The sequence below is a fragment of the Citrobacter sp. On2M genome (assembly GCF_018035235.1).
Lineage (GTDB): Bacteria > Pseudomonadota > Gammaproteobacteria > Enterobacterales > Enterobacteriaceae > Citrobacter > Citrobacter meridianamericanus.
The window spans coordinates 1232256-1254162 of the sequence record NZ_WPCV01000002.1; the positions used below are offsets into that span (position 1 = coordinate 1232256).

Below are 21907 nucleotides of genomic sequence, written 5' to 3' on the forward strand. Positions count from 1 at the left end.
CATGAGCTTACGAGAAAAAACGCTTAATGGTGCAAAGTGGTCGGCGATTGCCACGGTGATCATTATTGGCCTCGGACTTATTCAGATGACTGTCCTGGCGCGAATTATTGATAACCACCAGTTCGGGTTGTTAACCGTGTCGCTGGTGATCATAGCGCTGGCCGATACGCTGTCGGATTTCGGCATCGCCAACTCAATTATTCAACGCAAAGAGATTGGTTATCTGGAACTGACGACGCTGTACTGGCTAAACGTTGGGCTGGGTATCGTGGTATGCGTGGCGATGTTTTTGCTGAGCGAGACGATTGCCCATGTGCTCAATAACCCAGAACTGGCACCGCTCATCAAAACCTTATCACTGGCGTTTGTGGTGATACCGCACGGGCAGCAGTTTCGCGCGCTGATGCAAAAAGAGCTGGCCTTCAACAAAATTGGCATGATTGAAACCAGTTCGGTGCTGGCTGGATTTACCTTTACCGTGGTCAGCGCCCATTTCTGGCCGCTCGCGCTGACGGCCATTCTCGGGTATCTGGTGAACAGTGCGCTACGTACGCTGCTGTTCGGCTATTTTGGCCGCCGGATTTACCGACCCGGGCTGCATTTTTCACTGGCATCCGTTTCGTCGAACCTGCGTTTTGGCGCATGGCTGACGGCAGACAGCATCATCAATTACATCAATACCAACCTTTCCACGCTGGTTTTAGCCCGCACGTTGGGAGCTGGCGTGGCGGGCGGATTCAATCTCGCCTGGAACGTGGCGGTTGTCCCGCCGATCAAACTGAACCCGATTATCACCCGCGTGCTGTTTCCGGCGTTTGCCAAAATCCAGGACGACAGCGAAAAACTACGGGTGAATTTTTACAAGCTGCTGTCAGTGGTTGGGATTATCAACTTCCCGGCGCTACTGGGACTGATGGTGGTGTCGAATAACGTGGTGCCGCTGGTATTCGGCGATAAGTGGAACGGCATTATTCCGGTCCTGCAACTATTGTGCATTGTGGGTCTGCTGCGCTCGGTGGGGAATCCAATAGGATCGCTTTTGATGGCGAAAGCCCGGGTCGATATCAGCTTCAAATTCAATGTGTTCAAAACCTTTCTGTTTATTCCTGCCATTTTCATTGGCGGTCATCTGGCGGGGGCGATTGGCGTGACGCTGGGCTTTCTGTTGGTCCAGGTGATTAACACGATCCTCAGCTACTTCGTGATGATCAAACCTGTTCTTGGCTCCAGCTACCGTCAGTACATGCTCAGCCTGTGGCTGCCGTTGTATCTCTCCTTACCAACCCTTGTGGTGAGCTATGCGTTGGGCTTAACCCTGCGTAACCAGGTGCCATTAAGCGCGCTGCTGGGGATCCAGATAGCGGCAGGAGCACTGGTGTTTGCGCTAATGATCGTGCTGTCGCGCCATCCGCTGGTGGTGGAAATAAAACGCCAACTCTGTCGCAGTGAAAAAATGAAAACCTTGCTCCGTGCGGGATAAGAACAACGTTTTAAGAGGTCATAATGAAATTACTAATTTTAGGCAACCATACCTGCGGGAACCGAGGGGATAGCGCGATCCTGCGCGGTTTGCTGGATGCCATTAACGCGTTGCGTCCCGAGACCGAAGTGGATGTGATGAGTCGTTACCCGGTGAGCTCTTCGTGGTTGCTAAACCGCCCGGTGATGGGCGACCCGCTGTATTTGCAGATGAAGCAACACAACAACGCAGCGGGTGTTATGGGGCGCGTGAAGAAAGTGCTGCGTCGTCGCTATCAGCATCAGGTACTGCTCTCGCGTGTTACCGATTCCGGTAATCTGCGCAATATCGCTATCGCCCAGGGCTTTACCGATTTTGTTCGTCTGCTGTCGCGCTATGACGCCATCATCCAGGTCGGCGGATCGTTCTTTGTCGATCTGTATGGTGTGCCGCAGTTTGAACATGCCCTGTGTTCGTTTATGGCGAAAAAACCGCTGTACATGATTGGTCACAGCGTGGGGCCATTCCAGGATGAGCAGTTTAATCAACTGGCGAACTACGTGTTTGGCCACTGTAATGCATTGATTTTACGTGAATCCGTCAGTCTGGATCTGATGAAGCGCAGCGCAATTATCACGGATAAAGTCGAAACAGGCGTAGATACGGCCTGGCTGGTCGACAATCATCATGAGGATTTTGAGCCCGGTTATGCGGTACAGCACTGGTTAGACATGGCGGCTAAACAGAAGACCGTTGCCATTACATTGCGTGAGTTGGCGCCTTTTGATAAGCGTCTGGGGACAACGCAGCAGGCCTATGAGCAAGCCTTTGCCGGGGTGGCGAACCGCATCCTTGATGAAGGTTATCAGGTGATTGCACTGTCAACCTGCACCGGTATTGATAGTTACAACAAAGATGATCGCATGGTGGCGTTAAACCTGCGCCAGTATGTTAACGATCCTACCCGATACCACGTGGTGATGGATGAACTTAACGATCTGGAGATGGGGAAGATTCTGGGCGCATGCGATCTGACGGTGGGGACTCGCTTGCACTCTGCCATCATCTCGATGAATTTTATGACGCCTGCCATCGCCATTAACTACGAGCACAAATCGGCTGGGATCATGCGACAACTGGGGTTACCGGAGATGGCTGTTGATATTCGTCATCTTCTCGATGGCAGTCTGGAAGGGAAGGTTGCCGATACTCTCGGACAGTTACCTGAGCTGCGCATACGTCTCGGCGAAGCGGTTATGCGCGAGCGCGAACGTGGGGTACGCATGGTGCAGTCGGTTTTAACGCGTATTGAGGGGGAAAAATGAAGATTGGTTTTTTCCTGCTTAAATTTCCGCTCTCCTCCGAGACATTTGTACTCAATCAGATAACCGCATTTATCGATATGGGCTATGACGTGGAGATTGTCGCTTTGCAGAAGGGCGATCTTGAAAATACTCATGCCTCCTTTAATACCTGCCGTCTGGGTGAAAAAACGCGCTGGTTGCTGAATGAACCGGAAAGCAAACTGGCGAAGCTGAAATATAGGGCGGCGGCGGCTCTGCACGGTCTCACCCGCGCAGCGACCTGGAAAGCGCTTAATGTTGCACGCTATGGCGAGGAAGCGCGCAATCTGATTTTGGCCGCCATATGCGGCGGGAATCCGCGGGCGTTTGAAGCGGATGTCTTTATTGCTCATTTTGGGCCAGCAGGCGTAACGGCCGCTAAGCTGCGTGAGCTTGGGATGATCCGCGGAAAAATCGCTACGGTATTTCACGGCGTCGATGTTTCGCATCGGGATGTGCTTACCCGCTATACCCCTGAGTATCAGCAGCTGTTTCAACGTGGAGATTTGATGTTACCCATCAGCAATCTCTGGGCCGGACGTTTAAAAAACATGGGATGCCCGCCGCAAAAAATCGCGGTTTCGCGTATGGGTATTGATATGACGCGTTTTACCCCTCGCCAACTAAAAGTACCAGCCGCACCGCTGGAAATAATCTCTGTCGCCCGGTTAACCGAGAAAAAAGGACTGCACCTCGCCATCGAAGCTTGTCGTCAGTTGAAAGAGCAGGGCATCTCATTTCGATATCGCATTCTGGGGATTGGCCCGTGGGAGCGTCGGTTGCGGACGCTGATCGAGCAATATCAGCTTGATGATATGATTGAGATGCCCGGCTTTAAACCCAGTCATCAGGTAAAGCAGATGCTTGAACAGGCGGATGTCTTTTTGCTGCCCTCAATCACCGGAAGGGATGGCGACATGGAGGGGATCCCGGTGGCGCTGATGGAGGCGATGGCGGTGGGTATTCCGGTGATTTCCACTGTTCACAGCGGGATCCCGGAGCTGGTCGAGTCGGGTAAATCAGGCTGGCTGGCACCGGAAAACGACGCGCAGGCACTGGCAGAACGTTTAGCGGCATTTAGCCTGCTCGACAGTGAGCAGGTACAGTCGATTGTGCAGTGCGCGCGCGAAAAAATTGAAAATGAATTTAATCAGGTAGTGATCAATAAACAGTTAGCCAGTCTGCTGCAAACGATGTAAATCGAGGTTGTATGTCAGAGAACAAACTCTCACGCCGTACTTTTCTGACGGCAGGCTCTGCGCTTGTCGTACTGCATACTCCCGTTGTTCGCGCGCTTGAATCATCGGGGAGCGTCAACATTCAGGATTACAACCCACAGGATTGGGTGGCCTCTTTCAGGCAGGCGTTCAAAGAAGGACAAACGGTAGTCGTACCATATGGACTGGAATGTGAGGATCTCAATACCGCTATCGTTATTCCTCCAGGCAAAACGCTACACCTGCAAGGCAGAATCAGCGGCAATGGCCGTGGTCGCTTTGTTCTGCAGGATGGATGCAAAGTTGTGGGCGAGCAGGACGGGAGCCTGAGGAACGTTACCCTGGATATACGCGGTTCGGACTGTGTAATAAAAGGAATAGCCATGAGTGGTTTCGGTCCGGTGACGCAAATCTATATCGGCGGTAAAACCTCAAGGCTGATGCGTAATCTGATTATCGATGATATTACTGTCTCGCGCGCTAACTATGGGATTTTGCGTCAGGGTTTTCATAACCGAATGGACGGCGTAAAGATCACGAACAGCCGTTTTAGCGATCTGCAAGGCGATGCCATTGAGTGGAATGTGGCGATCAACGACAGCAACATCCTCATTTCTGACCATGTCATCGAACGTATCAATTGTACCAACGGCAACGTGAACTGGGGCATCGGCATCGGGCTGGCGGGTAGTACCTATGACAATACCTACCCCGATGGACTGGCGGTAAAAAACTTTGTTGTGGCGAACATCACTGGTACCGACTGTCGACAGTTAGTCCATGTGGAGAACGGCAAGCATTTTATCATTCGTAATATAACCGCGCGAAATATCACTCCGGATTATAGTAAGAAAGCGGGCATTGACAATGCGACGGTCGCGATTTATGGATGCGATAATTTCGTCATTGATAATGTAAATATGGAGAATAGCGCAGGTATGCTTATTGGATACGGCGTTATCAAAGGGCGATATTTATCCATTCCACAAAACTTTAAGCTGAATAATATTCATCTCGATAACACCAAACGTGAATACAAATTACGCGGCATTCAGATCTCCTCAGGTAATGCAACGTCATTCGTGGCCATCACCAATGTGGAGATGAAACATGCCACGCTTGAGTTACACAACCAACCGCAGCACCTTTTTTTACGAAATATCAAGGTGATGCAGCAATCAGCTACGGGGCCCGCGCTTAAGATGCACTTCGACCTACGCCAGGATGTGCGCGGTAAGTTTATGGCTAAACAGGACACACTGCTCTCGCTGGCCAATGTTCATGCAGTCAACGAAGCAGGGAAAAGTTCAGTTGACATTGACCGGGTAAACCATCAGGTAGTGAATGTCGAAGCGGTGAATTTTCGACTGCCGGGGAAGGAGAGGTAACTTTGCGACCATTCCTGGCTTAAGTTGCACATACTTGAGCTTAAGATTACTGCATTCTACAGATAAGCGGCGTAACATACGCGGCAACTGTACAATGTAATTCATACTGGCTAAAACAAGCTAAAAAGCTATAATTCAGCAACTAATGAATAGGTGAATGACTTAATGATTAATTTGAAAGCAGTTATTCCGGTAGCGGGTCTGGGGATGCACATGTTGCCAGCCACGAAGGCAATCCCTAAAGAGATGCTGCCGATCGTAGACAAGCCGATGATTCAATACATTGTCGACGAAATTGTAGCTGCAGGTATCAAAGAAATCGTTCTGGTGACTCATGCGTCTAAGAACGCGGTTGAGAACCACTTCGACACCTCTTACGAACTCGAATCGCTGCTTGAGCAGCGTGTTAAGCGTCAGCTATTAGCCGAGGTACAGTCTATTTGTCCTCCCGGCGTGACTATTATGAACGTTCGTCAGGCACAGCTGCTCGGTCTGGGTCATTCCATTCTTTGTGCTCGCCCAATTGTTGGGGACAACCCGTTCGTCGTGGTGCTTCCTGATGTTGTTCTTGATAATGCGAGTGCAGATCCCCTGCGCTACAACCTTGCTGCCATGGTTGCTCGTTTTAACGAAACCGGGCGCAGTCAGGTGCTGGCTAAGCGCATGGAGGGCGATCTGTCTGAGTATTCGGTTATTCAGACCAAAGAGCCTTTGGACAACGAAGGAAAAGTCAGCCGTATCGTTGAGTTCATCGAAAAACCGGATCAGCCGCAAACGCTGGATTCCGATCTCATGGCCGTAGGACGCTATGTGCTTTCTGCTGATATCTGGGCAGAGCTGGAAAAAACTGAACCAGGTGCCTGGGGACGTATTCAGTTAACAGATGCCATTGCAGAACTGGCGAAAAAACAGTCTGTTGATGCCATGTTGATGACGGGTGACAGCTACGACTGCGGTAAAAAGATGGGTTATATGCAGGCGTTTGTGAAGTACGGGCTGCGCAACCTGAAAGAAGGAGCGAAGTTCCGTAAGAGCATTGAGAAGTTACTGGCTGAGTAGGGCTCTGTAGCGATGCTATGAATTTATTAAATGTATAACTATAAACGGCAGTTGGGTATTTAAAAACCAAACGGGTTTTTAAAATGCCGCTGCCGTTTTGTCATTTAAATCAACCACTAAAAAAACAGTTGTATTTATATTCGATGATTGTACACAGGAATTGTCCTTGTCATAAAGTGCGATTAGGACCACAATACATCATCAAATTTTAACATGTTCTGACCGCGTAAAAACGCAGCAGGGCAGCAGACTTTCTATGTGTTTAGTGCACTGGTAGCTCTTGAGCCAGGGGCGGTAGCATATCTCGCATTTGCGAATGAACGTAAAACATTGTTTGATGGCTGATAAAACATATCGTGGTTAAAAACTATCAGATCGAGCAGATAGGGGACGGCAATGAAGGTATTAGTGACTGGTGGGACCGGGTTTCTTGGTACTGCTTTAGTCCAGGCGTTGAAATCAGCGGGGCATCAGGTGATATTAACAACGCGTCAGCAGGAAGATATTGAACAGGGAATTTACAACCTGGGTGATATTTCAGCTGAAACCAACTGGGTAAACCTTTTGCAAGGATGTGATACCGTCATTCATACAGCGGGAAGGGCACATATCCTGAATGATAATGCTCAGAATGCGTTAGCGGAATTTCGTCGTGTTAACCACGACGCGACCTTGAAGTTGGCTAAAGACTCCGCCATCTGCGGCGTTAAGCATTTCATTTTTGTCAGTTCGATTGGGGTGAACGGCAATGCCACCTCAGGCACCCCCTTCACTGAAATGTCAGAGCCTTGGCCAATTTCTGACTACGCCATTTCTAAACTTGAGGCTGAGCAAAGTCTGCGGCAAACCTTTGCCAAAAGCGAAATGGCGTTAACTATTGTCCGTCCTGCGTTGATTTGTGGTGAAAATGCGCCAGGTAATATTCAGCGACTGTTAAAACTGGTGTCGAAAAATCTGCCATTACCGTTTAAAAACGTCAAAAACAAACGTGCGCTGGTGTCGTTGGACAACGTTGTCAGCTTTATTAAAGAATGCGTCGTAAATGAGAAGTCGAAAAATCAACTCTACTTGCTCGCCGATGCAGAGCGACCTTCAACCGAGGATATGATTAACGCCTTTGCGACTGGAATGGGTATTCACGCAAAAATTATCTATTTCCCGAAGAGCGTCCTGAAATTAATACTTTCGGCCGTGGGTAAAGGTGGAATTTACGATCAGTTATTCGGTGATCTTGAAGTTGATGCCAGTAAATCGAGAGAGCAACTGCACTGGGCACCACCGATCACACTGCATGAAACTATGAAAAAAACGGCGAAGTATTATATCGAAGGTAATAAATAATGTTGAATTTAGGGATCGTAATATTCGCATTTTTAGTGTCATGTGCACTGACTTGGGGATTACGCGGTTATGCGATTAAACATAACGTGATTGACCTACCAAACCAGAGAAGTTCGCATTCTGTGCCGACTCCGCGTGGGGGGGGGGTGGCTATTGTCCTGACGCTTTTAGCCGCGCTGGTGTGGTTTTATTTCAGCAACGCGCTGACGGTAGATGGCTTCTTAGGTTTGTTCATTCCGGGGTTAATTGTTGCAGTAATCGGGTTCCTGGATGACCACGGTCATATTGCGGCACGCTGGCGTCTGATGATGCATTTTCTGGCTGCGGCAATTGGCCTATATTTCTTGGGATCTTTCCCGATTATTACTCTGTTTGGTTACGATCTCTCATTATCATGGATTGGGATGATTCTGGGCTGCTTCTATTTAGTCTGGATGTTGAATTTATACAATTTCATGGATGGAATTAACGGTTTAGCCAGTTCGGAAGCGATCACCTTTGCGGCAAGCAGTGCGTTGTTAATGGTCGTCAACCAGTATACGTTTGCTCCTGGTAGCATATATCAGCTGACGCTTGCCCTTGCTGGCGCTGCTGCAGGTTTTATTGTCTGGAACTTCCCGGTTGCCAAAATCTTTATGGGGGATGCCGGGAGCGGTTTCCTCGGTATAACCATCGGGCTGATGATCCTCCATATCGCGAAAGTCGATTCAAACTTCTTTATTGCAGAGTTATGTTTGCTGGGGGTCTTCATCGTCGACGCGACTACCACACTGCTGCGCAGAGTGGTGGCTGGGAAGAAAGTCTACGAGGCGCATGCGAGCCATGGTTATCAGATCTTGGCCCGGAAATATGGCAGTCATGTTCCGGTGACGATGATGGCGATCGCCGTTAACCTGCTCTGGCTCTTGCCAATTGCTTATCTAATAGCAGATGCCAAAATTGATGGCTTTGTGGGACTGATTATCGCCTGGTTACCACTATTCTTTGTTGCATTTAAATGTGGTGCTGGCGTGAAAGATAAAGAGAGCAACGTCAATGCATGACCTGATGATTTTGGGAGCTGGTGGCCATGGACGCACACTATGCGAATTGGCCAGACTACTGGGCTATGCGGATATTGTGTTTCTCGATGATAATGCCTCCCTTTGCCATGAGACCAACAAATATATCATTGGTAAAATTTCAGAGCTACCATTACACATCAACAATGCTAATAACGTCGTTATTGGCATTGGAAATAATAAAGTCAGGGAACAACTCTATCTGCAGGTTATCAGCCTGGGTATCCAACCTGCCACTCTTATACATCCGTCTGCATTTGTCAGCCCATCGGCAACGATAGCTGATGGTTCAGTGATATTAGCAGGAGCAGTGGTGGGGGCTAATGCAAAATTAGGTGTGGCTTCAATTGTAAATAGTCATTCGACGGTAGATCACGATTCTATTCTCGGCGATTTTGCTCATTTAGGTGTCGGTGTTCATCTTGCAGGAAGTGCTAAAATTGGGAAATCAGCTTTTCTGCAAGCTGGTACAGTGGGTGGTTATAATGCAAAAGTGGACGATTACTCAGTGTGTCCTGCTGGTACTGTTTTATAAACTGAAGGCAAGCTTTAACGAGGCGACTAGTTTTTAGTATGCTAATTTATTTAATATCTTTACCAAGACCAATAAAACGAATCATTACGTTATCTATCGATGTGGTACTGCTCTTATGCGCATTCTGGTTTGCGTTTTGGGTACGTATAGATTCACTGACACCATTATATAGTACGTCGCATTGGCTATTGATATTTTCAATAATCGTCGTCACTTTGGCAATATTTGTCAGATTGGGGCTGTATCGTGCAGTTATTCGCTATATTACGGCTAAGATTCTGCTGGTCGTAGCAGTTGGTATGTTTATATCGTCGATATTGCTGATTATTGCGGCGTTCTATACCAATCTTTATCTGCCGAGAACGATTCCATTCATTTACTTCTCATTTGGATTATTGCTTATTGCCGGTTCAAGACTCGGAATGCGAATGCTGGTAAACCGCGGCATGAAGCGGGGCACCCGAGTCGTCATTTACGGTGCTGGGGCGTCGGGTCGTCAGTTGCTGCCAGCGCTGAGCCAGATGGATGAATATTATCCGGTCGCTTTTGTCGATGACAACCGTGCCCTGCAGGGGCAGGTTATTCACGGAGTCAGCGTCTTTGCACCAGAAAAACTGGCCTGGTTGATTGAGAAATACGAAGCGAAGAAAATTTTGCTTGCGATGCCAAGTGCTAGTCGTTCCAGAAAGAATGAAGTGATTAAGACACTGGAAGGTTTACCCTGCGAAGTGCTTTCTATTCCTGGGATGGTCGACCTGGTAGAAGGTAAAGCGCGGATCGATGCGTTACGCAAAGTGGTCATCACCGACCTGCTGGGGCGAGATCCGGTTTCTCCAATTCCAGAATTAGTGTCTCGTAATATCAACGGGAAAACGGTTATGGTGACCGGTGCCGGTGGTTCTATTGGCTCCGAACTGTGTCGGCAGATAATCAAAAATAAGCCCAATCAGATCATTCTGTTCGAGCTGTCAGAGTTCTCACTGTACTCTATTGATTCTGAACTGCGTAATCTGAATCTCAGCCAGGATTTGCAGGTGAAGATTTATCCAATTCTTGGTAACGTGCAGGATAAAGAGCATCTCGAAAGATTAATTAATGCATTCAAGGTTGATACGATTTATCACGCAGCTGCTTATAAGCATGTGCCTCTTGTTGAGTTCAACGTCCTTGATGGTGTTCGCAATAACATCTTCGGTACTTTGTACTGTGCCCAGGCGGCGGCGAACTGCGGAGTGGAAAACTTTGTTTTAATTTCCACTGATAAAGCAGTACGGCCTACAAATACGATGGGTGCGACCAAACGTATCGCTGAGCTGGTGTTGCAGGCACTAGCGAAGGAACACAGCAAAACCTGCTTCAGCATGGTTCGTTTTGGCAACGTGCTAGGGTCTTCGGGCTCGGTTGTGCCGCTGTTTGAAAAACAGATTGCTTCTGGTGGTCCGGTAACGTTGACTCATAAAGATATCACGCGTTACTTCATGACTATCCCTGAGGCGGCTCAGTTAGTGATTCAGGCGGGAGCGATGGGAACCGGCGGCGATGTTTTTGTTCTCGACATGGGTGAGCCGGTGAAAATTATTGACCTTGCGCACCGTATGATTGCGCTGCAGGGGCTATCTGTTCGCGATGATAAACATCCTTACGGCGATATAGCGGTACAGACAACGGGCTTGCGTCCGGGTGAGAAACTTTATGAAGAATTGCTCATTGGCAACAACGTTTCTACTACGCAGCATCCTCGCATAAAGACTGCAAATGAGGTTATGCTGCCGTGGAGTGAAATGAGTAAACTTCTTGCTGAACTGGATACCGCCTGCCGGGAGTTCGACTATGAGTGCGTACGTGAAATACTGTTGCGGGCACCTGCGGCGTTCAATCCAACCGATGGTATCTGTGATTTGCTCTGGAATGAAAGGATTAGTTAAGTAACGAATCGAGCTTGAAGAAGATCTGGCTGGATGCATAAAAAACAATAAAGCCGATTTTACGAGGGGCAATTACTATTGACCTTAAGGGGGTATATTAGCGTCATTGTGGTAAAGGTTTTATCCGCTTTTCTGAATATTATAAATAATATAATGGATTACGTGATAAACATGGTTGAGTAGACTTGCGCAAAATGTTGGCATCGTTCTGCTTTAGATACTGATATTATTTCGAATATATGCTACACGTTTTCCGACGAAGACCAGTAAATGCGGTAGTGACTTACATTAATTGAACGTGTATTCCTCAAAGAAAGTACTGGCTTCTATGCATGCTGTTCACCAGAACAAGGAAAGCAAATCGTTTTTCGGGTAATTATCTCAATTTCTAATTGTTGTTACTCGCTTCCGGTAGTTTTTTTCAAAACGTGGGCTAAACGTACAAGCGAATACGTCGCCATGTTCTGTATAATCCACGTTAAAGAGCCAGTGCAGCTGTGATTTTTATATTCACAAAGCTCCATTTGGTCCAATTCATCACAAATAAAGTACGATATTAGTGCAAGTTACAAATACTAATGTTACTTGCCAGTTTGTGTAAAATCGATCTTGAAACAAAAAAGAATTCAATGATATGGAAAGTGAAAAAGTCTCGGTTATCATGCCCGTTTACAATGGGAAATCTACAGTTGTACAATCGATTGATTCTATAATGAATCAGACTTACAAAAATATAAGGCTATATGTCATTGATGATTGTAGTACTGATGGGACTCTAAATCTATTAGAGAGTCTTTATTCTACAAATAGCAAGGTTGTAATTTTTAAGAATAACAAAAATTTGGGAGTTGCAAAAACACGGAATGTTGGAATTGAAAAATCGCAGGGGGAGTATATTGCATTTTGCGATTCAGATGATTTATGGAGTGAGACGAAACTAGAGAAACAATTAAATATACTCGATACAGGTGATATTGATGTTGTTTGTTCCAATTATAGCACTATTAATATGAAAGGTGAAAAGATGGCTGAAGTCAACGCTCCACAATTCATTACTTATAAAATGATGCTAGGCAAAAACTACATCGCGAATTTAACTGGTATTTATAATGCAAAGAAACTAGGGAAGTTTTATCAAAAGAGTATTGGGCATGAGGACTACTTAATGTGGTTGGAAATATTAAGAGCAACTAATTATGCCCAATGCATACAAGAATGTCTTGCACAATATAGGGTTTCAAGGGAATCATTATCAGCTAATAAGTTGGTTGCTGCTCGATGGACGTGGAATATCTATAGGAGAGAATTAAAATTATCAATATTCCCTGCGTTATATTTTTTCTCTCAATATGCCTTTCGGGGGCTGTTAAAGAAATTTTTAAATTAATAGTTTTAATAATAAACTATCCTAAGATTTTTATTGCAGGATGTGTTACGCTGTTTTGTAGAAAAATGTATAACAGGCTACAAGCAGTAGTACATCAGCGATGAGTTTTGAGGCCCAAATGCCATTGCATTGATTATTCGCCTAGGGCATAAATTTGCTTTAATGTATTTAGAAGTAAAAAAATTGCTAGGTTTATCATTAATTCTTTTCTGGAATTAAAAACGCAGGATAAAAAATTGTCTAGTTTTGCCAATAAAAAGAAAATGATCAAAGATGTATTCTTGGGTCTATATATTTTACAATTGTTTAACTATGTTGCTCCTGTGATCATTATCCCTATAATTATTAGCCACATTGGGTTGGATAAATATGGTGAGCTAATATACATTACAGCTATATATCAAGTGGTTTCATTATTCGTTGATTTTGGATTTACCTATACATCGCCAGTGGCTGCAGCTCGATATCGCAATAATAAAGAAGAATTACATATATACCATACGACAATAATATTTCTGAAAAGCATATTGTTTATTTTTGCTTTGGTTACAGTAAGTTTGTTATCGTTGTTGAATTTTATACAATCTTCACCTATTTATATTGCATCAGTATTTTTATGTGCGATAGGGAACGTATTTACTCCTTTATGGCTATTTCAGGGGTTAGGAGACTTTAAATTCCTATCATCATGCCAAATAATTACACGTGTATTATTATTTTTCTCGCTTTTAATTTATTTAATATGTGACGGAAAGAATTTATTCATTATTAGCCTGTTGCAGAATGGGAGTTTGCTCCTTTGTTATTTTTATGTCAGGAAAAGAACTTTTCCGATCAATATTAGACAGCTTGAACATAAACAATGCCTTTCAGAAATTAAGCAAGCAGGAAACGTTTTCGTTGGTGTGTTAGGAACAATTAGCTATGGTAGCTTAATACCTATATTAATTGGGAATTATTGTGGACATGTCAGTTTAGGTATTTATTCGATAGTACAAAAGCTTACTGCTGCTTGCCAAAGCTTAATTGTTCCTGTCTCTCAGTACATGCTCTCAGAGGTTTCGAAGCAACATACAACAAGCGAAACTGAATTCACTTCAAAAATTAAGCAAAGCCTGGTGATTCATTTAACAATAAGTTCAATAGCCTGTGTTTGTTATCTTCTATTTGGACAGGTTACAGCCCGGATCATTGGTAATGTGAATGTTTCTTTTACAATAATTGCGATATCTTCCGTAATAACGATATTCTCATCTCTTAATAATGTACTTGGCGTACAGTTTTTAATACCAACAGATAACGTCAGATTGCTTAGAACCGCTAACATTATGTCCGGTATTGTTGTTGTCTCAATATCATGGTTTATGATTAATAATTACAATGTGCTCGGTGGAGTCGCATTGAATCTTCTGGGTGAGTTATTGGTGTTTATATTTTTAGCCTGCGTTGCGAAACGAAAATGGAAAGGAGATAGCAACAGTGCAATTTAAGCGAACACCACTCTTGGTTGTGTATGTTAGCCTTCTGGTAATACTTGTAGTTTCATTTTTAGTTGACGACAATGTGGCTAGATCGACTTATATTTTGGTTGTTGCTACTATAACAGTCTTCATTGTATCCTTTTTATGTAATAAAGTTACTTCCCCTGCCAGTCTCCTGATTATATCTTCGTTTGTTTTTTTAGGATGTAGGCCATTCCTGTCAGTTTTTACCAACTATGATTTTCGTATTGCGGATTGGTTTATCACTGGTTACATGGACGATAATGTTGCATATGCTAATTATGCCATCTCACTAATGTATTTCGGATATATTATAGCATTAGTTATTAGTAAGAACACTCGGGCCTGTCATGTCTCTGAGTGTGGAGGGCGATATTCTGCACCTTCTTTAAAGTTCCTGTTTATACTTTTCATTCTGGGTTCAGTAGGAATGGTCTTGAAGGGGCTTTATTTCTTCTACTATATAGAATCAAATAGTTATGTTGGTATCTATCAGAATAATATAAGTGTACCGCTTGGTTATAATTTTCTTTCTAGCCTGTTCTACTACTCTTTTTTCCTGATCTGTGCCTTCTTTAAGAAATTCAGAGTCAGGAAAACTTTTCTTCTGGTGGCAGTTATTATAGCTGCCTTTAGTTCACTAAAGGGAAGTAGGGGGGAATTTATAACATTTTTGCTGACAGTAATCTGCATTTATTACAACGATATTCAAATTAGAAATAAAAAGCTCATTGCAAAAATGCTGATTGTCTTCTTGATAGTTTTCGCTTTGAGTGAGTTCATTTCTATGTGGCGGTCTGGTGGTAGTTTTATCGCCTTGCTGGAGGGAAATAACCCAATAGTGGATTTTTTATATGGAATGGGAGTGTCTTACATCACAGTTTTCCAGAGTGTAAAACTTCACATGGTTGATGGCATATCCAATATTTCATATTTATTTAGTCAGATTATCATAACGGTGACATCTATTCTTGGTATTGGAGTGGAGCTGCCCTCAATTAGTTATAGCAATCTGGCATCTGCCACAGCTAATCCAGAACTATATAGTGAAGGATATGGGTTAGGTGGGAGCTATCTTTCTGAATCATTGTTGGCAATGGGGCTTATTGGATGTCTAATAATGCCCTTACTTGTACTGCTGCTATTGAATAGTTCTGAAAAGTTTACAAAAGAAAACCCACTGATATACTTTGTTTATTTTAGTATTTTACCACCAATATTCTTTATTCCCAGAGAAACATTGTTATACTTCTTCCCTTATTTGCTGAAAAGTATATTTGTTGCATTCTTTATAGTTTTATACTCAAATTACAAAACTAGAGTGTCAGGATATGATCAAAAAAAATGTTAGTGTGATAATACCTAGTTATAATCGTGCACATTTATTGTGTAAAATTTTACCAGGGTACTTTCAGGAAGAAGTACAGGAAGTCATTGTTATCAATGATTGCTCGACTGATAATACTCGTGAAGTGCTATTGGAAATGCAATATAAATTCCCAAATTTGATTGTGCTTGAAAACGACACAAATAAGAAACAAACTTTTTCAAAGAACCGCGGATTAGATATTGCGAAAGGGGAATATATTTTCTTTGGTGATGATGACTCATTTTTGCAGGAGGGAACAATTGCAAGAATGTTAGACACAAAGAAAAAAACGAACGCAGATATTGTTGGTGCCAGAATTCTTTACATGAATAATAATGAGACTGAGTTTACACAATGTATTGCGCGGCATAAACGCGAAGGCAGATTTGTAAGTGACCTAAGTAAAATGGAATTTAGCTTTACTGCTGAATTAGAGAGCCCGGTGGAGTGTTTTTATGCGCAAGCACTCATACTTGTCAGACGCGAACTTATTGGCAATTCACGTTTTAGCGAAATTTATACCGGAAATTGTTATCGGGAAGAAACAGATTTCATGTTAAGTTTGTATTTGCAGAAATATAAATTTGTTTATGATTCCCAGGCGCTATTAATTAATTTACCTCCACAACAGGCTACTGGAGGTGCAAGAACAGCTAACAAACTTAAATATCATTATGAGAGTGTAATAAATAATTATCGGTTCTTAAAAAAATTTAATCAACAAATTAATGAAGTTACCAACGATAACCACACGATATTGTATCGCCAGCTTTATTTTATTTACTCAAAGTTATCCTCATTCTCAAGGAAGTTTCTTTAATGATTATTTATATAGCTGCATTTAATGGCGATGGTGGTCAGGGAGGTGTGGAGCGAGTAGTTTCACAACAAAAAAGAGTGCTGCAGAAGTTAAATCATACAGTAATTCTTGCTGATAAAAATTATTTTCGTTTGACAAGGGTTGTGACTAATAAAAAAATTCTGGTCCTACTGTATCCTCTCTTAACATCATTTTATTTCTTTTTTAAAAAGATCTTCGGCCATAAATTTACCGTAATATCGCATGGATATTCATCGCCATTTTACAGCAATGATCTGTTAATAGCACATGGTAATATGAAATGTTACTCACAGACAATAATGAAAAGAAATCTTCGGTTATTATCTGGCAGCGGGGTCATAGCTTTCTATGAAAGATGTGCCGGAAGATTTTCGAAAAAAATTTGGGCGGTATCCAGAAGAGTAAAAAGAGAATGGAAGGAATATTATGGCGTAGATACTAGTAAAATTGATGTAGTTAGAAACTATATCAATTTAAATAAATTTACCGAAGATGAAGTGACTATTCAGCGGTACATTACCTTTGTAGGACGGCTTGAAAAAGGAAAGGGCGTTGCCGAACTCATTGATATCTGCAGTGCACATCCTGAATTTCAGTTTAATCTGGTGTCGAGTATACCTCCGCCAGAAGAGTTAACTGTCTTAAATAACGTTACATTTAGTATTGGTGTTCCTTATGAGTCGATGCCACAAGTTTTTAAAGAGGCTAAATTATTAATTTTACCTTCAATGTATGAGGGTTTTGAGCTTGTTACAGTTGAAGCACTATGTTGTGGCACACCTGTAGTAGGATACGATGTCGGGGCTATAAGTGAACTGTATTCAGACAGGCATCCAGGTGTTTTCATGGTTGAAAACAAAGACGAACTTATTTCTAAGATTGGCCATATAATGAATCAGTCGGATGTTAATTATTTTAAATTAAGGCGAGATATTTACGAGCAACGAAATGTTTTCTCTGAAAATCACTACGAAGATATAATGAAAAAGGCTTTCGAAAATGGCTGTTGAAAAATTCTGTCTGATATCAATAAATTCTTACAATGAATTAACAGGTGGTGGATTATACTTGCGTACGCTGGTTGCCTTTCTTAAAAAACAAAAGTTAGAGCTTACACTCATCGATAAAAAAAATGCAGTGAAAAACTTTACGCCTACCTTTAAGGAGCATTTTTCTTGTTCTAAAGGTCGTATGCAAGATGTAATCTCAAGATTTTTTCTTCTGCCATCCTTTTATATGGTTCATCTCTTTTCCATTATTCGCATATGCCGTCTAAATGATATTATAGGCTTGCATAACTCACGGCTTGGTATAATCTGCTGTTTATTAAAGTTTCTTTTCCCAAAAAAGAAATTCATTTTGTTTACTGATAATTTTGAATATCATCTCTTACAGCAGAAAAAGACAACCATAAGCACAGCTTTCGAAAGAATTCTTGTAAAGCTAAATGAAAAACTTGGCCTACAGTTTGCGGATCTAGTAACATATATTACTCAACATGACAAAAAAGAGATTGAACGCTTTTATCGGCTGAAAAATGTAAAGAGCTTAATTATACCTGTGGTTTTTGAAAAACAAGAAAATAATGGTTTCAAGTCGGTGGAATTCTTAGTTAAACTTGAATTATTAAAATGTGACCCTAGACGTAAGTTCATTTTTACTGCATCATTTGACTTTTTCCCTAATGTACAAGCTGCAAAAGTAGTATTGGATACAGCCACAAATAACAAGGACTTCATTTTTGTGCTTGCTGGGCGAAAATTGTCTTCATTGGGACTTAAAGTGCCTGATAATATTTATATGTTTGAAGATTTAACTAGCGCGGAAATGTCATCACTTTTATCTTCTTGTGACATTTTTTATTCTCCTTTGACCTTGGGGAGTGGAATGAAGACAAAGGTTGCTGAGGCTATATCTTACGGGTTACATATTTATGGCAGCAGGCACACGATGATCGGATATGAAGATATAATAGATAATAAAGAGTGTGTATCGTTAATTAACGATGTTGCTGAGCCTTTACCAAATAATGTCACTAATAATGTTTTTGATAAGGCAGTCATTCAATTAATACACGAAAAATATTACTCTTCCGAGCGATTTTCTGGAAATGAATTAAAAATTTTATCTGCGTAGCACATTTATATTTTTCACAAAGAGGCCACATGAATATTTTAGTTACCAGTGGTGCAGGTTAGATTGGATCACATACAGTTGTTGAAGTATTAAATACTGGCCACTCAGTTATTGTTTTGGATGATTTTAGCAATTCTTCTCCGAAGTGCTTGAAGAAAATTAAAAACATTACTAATAAAGAATTTTCGCATGTTGTTGGTGACGTTGGTAGCGGGCCAATATTTGATACTGTATTTAAAAATGAAAATTTGATGCTGTAATCCATTTTGCTGGATTTAAATAAGTTTCAGAATCACAACATCAGCCAATCAAATATTATAAAAATAATGTCTGTGCTAATCTAACTTTGTTAGAAAAAATGAAGCAATTCGACGTGCGTAAGTTTATATTTAGTTCTTCCGCAACCGTTCATGGCCAACTTGAAAGTGTGCCATTATCGGAAAACTCCATAATTGGTGGTACAACAAATCCCTACGGAACCTCAAAATTATTTGTGGAGAAAATTTTAGAAGACTTAAATCATACTAAATACTTTGACATAGTTTGCCTACGTTTTTTTAATTCAGTCTACGCTCATTCTAGCGGGTTGATTGGTGAATGCCCAGTAGGTGTTCCAAACAATCTGGTCCTATTTTTACTGGATGTTGCGAGCGGCGTCCTCCAGGATCTACATATATTTGGCTATGATTATCCTACACATGATGGAACTGGCGTCAGAGATTATATACATGTAGTAGATCTTGCCAAAGGTCATTTAGCTGCTATTGATTACTTGTCCACGAATCCTGGATATCATTTTTTCAATTTAGGTACAGGGATAGGATATTCAGTGCTGGATCTCATTACTGCCTTTGAAAACAAACTGGGATAATAATTAATAAAGTTTTTTCAGACAGGCGACAAGGTGATATTGCTTCATACTGGGCTGATGCAGAACAAGCAAATAAGCTATTAAATTGGAAGGCTGAAAAAGATCTCCCCACAATGTTACATGACTCATGGGATTGGAAACAAAAGTTCCCATACGGATTTGAAGATGTATGATTTATCCCACAGTGTTTTATTGATGTAATGAAAATATGTTTCCCTCTTAATTTTTGGTTTCATTTGTACAGTGAATGGTTTACATTTATAAGAGTCTATCCCAATAGGAATTTCGACTAGATAGCAAGCACATATAAAAATCATAATTTCAACAAGGATATTGTTGAATTTATTTTTAAGAGAAACTCCGGTAAAATAATTTAAAAGAGCTACTGGTATGCACGTTACTGTAGGGGATTACAATCGCTTGCTGATTTATATATTACTATTAGCAATATATAAATCAGCAAAGGTTCTGATACATGTTGCCAACTTTTTATCGAGCGGAAAATCGATTTGTCGCGTATTTACTAGCTGCGTGAATTGATGAAAACTGACTGATTCAGCATCTAGTTGTACTTGAAAAATTCCTCTGAATTAACAAAAGAGTTTAATTTGATACTCAACATCAAGAAAATATTTATCGATAGTTGTAAATACAGTTGATTGTTACAGTAATATACCCATATGTCTATAGTGAATGATGTTAATGAAATTTCTAAAGAGTTATGTTAGTATATATCATGTGAGACATGTTGAGAGTGTTTAATATAATATTACTGAGTGAATGGCTTCAGTAAAACCTGCACTAATTCAAGCATCGGTTTCGAGGGCATGAGATCAAAGAAGGCATACAGATAATAATTGTAACCACCATATATGGCTGTGAAGGACGGTTAATAGATTGGTTAACGATCAAGATTATTACTCTGTTTTCGCTAACCATACATGTGAGTTTGTTATGTCGAGTTTCTCCTGGAAATTACGACAATCAACATTTATGAACGCTAAAGAAGACGAGTTTTATGCGGAAAAATAATATGATTTTACCAATCATTATGGCCGGTGGAACCGGTAGCCGTTTATGGCCACTCTCTCGTGTACTCTTTCCAAAGCAGTTCCTTTGCCTGGATGGAGAGTTGACGATGTTACAGGCGACAATTCATCGCCTGAAAGGGATTGACTGTGATAATCCTGTAGTGATTTGCAATGAACAACACCGCTTCATAGTCGCTGAACAATTGCGTCAGATGGATAAACTGACGAAAAATATTATTCTGGAGCCGGTTGGTCGCAACACTGCTCCGGCGATTGCGTTGGCGGCGTTAGCTGCAGCTCGGACTGGGCCTGACGATCACTCCCTGATGCTGGTTTTAGCTGCCGACCATGTTATTCAGGACGAAGAAGCCTTTCGTGCTGCAGTGCGCAAAGCTTTACCTCATGCGCAGAATGGAAAGCTTGTAACCTTCGGCATTGTTCCAAATAAACCTGAAACGGGTTATGGCTACATTCGCCGAGGAGATGCCAGTAGCAGTGTTGATACTACTGGTGCATTCAAGGTAGCTCAGTTTGTTGAGAAGCCAAATATGGAAAAGGCTGAAACATACGTGGCTAGTGGCGAATACTACTGGAACAGCGGTATGTTCTTATTCCGCGCCGATCGCTATGTAGAAGAATTACAGAAGTTCCGTCCCGATATCTTAGCCGCGTGCGAAAATGCTATGAGCGTAGTCGATCCAGATCTTGATTTTATTCGGGTTGATGAAGAAGCATTTCTGGCTTGTCCTGATGAATCAATTGATTACGCAGTTATGGAACAGACTTCTGACGCTGTGGTTGTACCTATGGATGCTGGCTGGAGCGATGTAGGTTCTTGGTCCTCTTTGTGGGATATCAGTCCCAAGTCGCCGGAAGGAAATGTGATTACTGGTGATGTACTTTCTCATAACACTGAAAACAGTTTTCTGTATTCCGAATCAGGCTTGTTGGCTACAGTCGGCGTGAAGGATTTAGTTGTGGTTCATACTAAAGATGCGGTGCTGATTGCCGATCGTAACTCTGTTCAGGATGTCAAAAAAATTGTCGAATCCATTAAAACTGATGGCCGGCATGAACATCATACCCACCGCGAAGTATATCGTCCTTGGGGGAAGTACGATTCCATCGATACCGGTGAACGTTACCAAGTGAAACGGCTGACGGTTAAACCTGGCGAAGGGATCTCTTTGCAGATGCATCATCACCGCGCTGAGCATTGGATAATCGTTGCGGGAACTGCACAGGTTACGATTAATGACCAGATTCGCTTGTTGGGCGAAAATGAGTCCGTTTATATTCCCGTCGGTGCGAAACACTGTCTTGAAAATCCTGGAAAGATCCCGCTTGAATTGATTGAAGTTCGCTCAGGCTCCTATCTTGGAGAGGACGATATTGTGCGTTTGGCAGACCGGTATGGTCGAGCTTGAGGGTAGCATAAGGTC

At 42.5% G+C, this 21907-nt stretch carries 16 protein-coding genes and 1 pseudogene; all 17 read left to right on the top strand.

Translation table 11 applies throughout. The features are described from left to right. Nucleotide 1 precedes the first annotated feature (1 nt). A complete protein-coding gene (gene wzxC, locus On2M_RS07910) occupies nt 2-1480 on the top strand; it encodes an MOP flippase family protein (protein ID WP_210904591.1) in 1479 nt (492 codons plus the stop codon). Nucleotides 1481-1503: 23 nt separating this feature from the next. Further along, complete coding sequence (wcaK, locus tag On2M_RS07915; RefSeq protein ID WP_210904592.1) at nt 1504-2784, top strand: colanic acid biosynthesis pyruvyl transferase WcaK; 1281 nt, start codon at nt 1504-1506, stop codon at nt 2782-2784. Then, the gene (wcaL, locus tag On2M_RS07920; protein WP_210904593.1) at nt 2781-4001 is read left to right on the top strand and encodes a colanic acid biosynthesis glycosyltransferase WcaL; all 1221 of its coding nucleotides are present in this window, start codon (nt 2781-2783) and stop codon (nt 3999-4001) included. Before wcaK ends, wcaL begins: the two co-directional genes overlap by 4 nt. A gap of 11 nt (nt 4002-4012) precedes the next feature. Then, a complete protein-coding gene (gene wcaM / locus On2M_RS07925; RefSeq protein WP_210904594.1) occupies nt 4013-5407 on the top strand; it encodes a colanic acid biosynthesis protein WcaM in 1395 nt (464 codons plus the stop codon). A 165-nt stretch (nt 5408-5572) separates the two neighbouring features. Next, nucleotides 5573-6466 (top strand): GalU regulator GalF, encoded by an 894-nt coding sequence (galF, locus tag On2M_RS07930; RefSeq protein ID WP_210904595.1) that lies wholly within the window; start codon nt 5573-5575, stop codon nt 6464-6466. 396 nt (nt 6467-6862) lie between these two features. Further along, entirely contained in the window at nt 6863-7807 is a 945-nt protein-coding gene (locus On2M_RS07935) for an NAD-dependent epimerase/dehydratase family protein (protein WP_210904596.1), read from the top strand. Further along, on the top strand, nt 7807-8850 hold the full coding sequence (locus On2M_RS07940) for a glycosyltransferase family 4 protein (RefSeq protein WP_210904597.1): 1044 nt from the start codon (nt 7807-7809) through the stop codon (nt 8848-8850). Before On2M_RS07935 ends, On2M_RS07940 begins: the two co-directional genes overlap by 1 nt. Then, a complete protein-coding gene (locus tag On2M_RS07945; RefSeq protein ID WP_210904598.1) occupies nt 8843-9403 on the top strand; it encodes a sugar O-acyltransferase in 561 nt (186 codons plus the stop codon). Before On2M_RS07940 ends, On2M_RS07945 begins: the two co-directional genes overlap by 8 nt. Before the next feature lie 38 nt (nt 9404-9441). Then, nucleotides 9442-11328 carry a nucleoside-diphosphate sugar epimerase/dehydratase gene (locus On2M_RS07950; RefSeq protein ID WP_210904599.1) on the top strand — a complete coding sequence of 629 codons (1887 nt, stop codon included), beginning with the start codon at nt 9442-9444 and terminating at the stop codon, nt 11326-11328. 634 nt (nt 11329-11962) lie between these two features. Then, nucleotides 11963-12715, top strand: a complete 753-nt coding sequence (locus tag On2M_RS07955) for a glycosyltransferase family 2 protein (RefSeq protein WP_210904600.1) — start codon at nt 11963-11965, stop codon at nt 12713-12715. A gap of 236 nt (nt 12716-12951) precedes the next feature. After that, the gene (locus On2M_RS07960; protein ID WP_247604925.1) at nt 12952-14205 is read left to right on the top strand and encodes an oligosaccharide flippase family protein; all 1254 of its coding nucleotides are present in this window, start codon (nt 12952-12954) and stop codon (nt 14203-14205) included. Next, nucleotides 14195-15568 (top strand): O-antigen polysaccharide polymerase Wzy, encoded by a 1374-nt coding sequence (wzy, locus tag On2M_RS07965; RefSeq protein ID WP_210904601.1) that lies wholly within the window; start codon nt 14195-14197, stop codon nt 15566-15568. Before On2M_RS07960 ends, wzy begins: the two co-directional genes overlap by 11 nt. Further along, a complete protein-coding gene (locus tag On2M_RS07970; protein WP_210904602.1) occupies nt 15549-16406 on the top strand; it encodes a glycosyltransferase family 2 protein in 858 nt (285 codons plus the stop codon). Before wzy ends, On2M_RS07970 begins: the two co-directional genes overlap by 20 nt. Beyond that, nucleotides 16406-17437: a glycosyltransferase family 4 protein gene (locus tag On2M_RS07975; RefSeq protein ID WP_210904603.1), complete on the top strand. Its 1032-nt coding sequence runs from the start codon at nt 16406-16408 to the stop codon at nt 17435-17437. Before On2M_RS07970 ends, On2M_RS07975 begins: the two co-directional genes overlap by 1 nt. Next, nucleotides 17427-18563 (top strand): glycosyltransferase family 4 protein, encoded by a 1137-nt coding sequence (locus On2M_RS07980; protein WP_210904604.1) that lies wholly within the window; start codon nt 17427-17429, stop codon nt 18561-18563. Before On2M_RS07975 ends, On2M_RS07980 begins: the two co-directional genes overlap by 11 nt. A 62-nt stretch (nt 18564-18625) precedes the next feature. Next, nucleotides 18626-19607 (top strand): annotated as a pseudogene (gene galE, locus On2M_RS07985) (UDP-glucose 4-epimerase GalE). An 860-nt stretch (nt 19608-20467) separates the two neighbouring features. Beyond that, entirely contained in the window at nt 20468-21892 is a 1425-nt protein-coding gene (gene cpsB, locus On2M_RS07990; RefSeq protein ID WP_210904605.1) for a mannose-1-phosphate guanyltransferase, read from the top strand. Nucleotides 21893-21907: the final 15 nt, after the last annotated feature.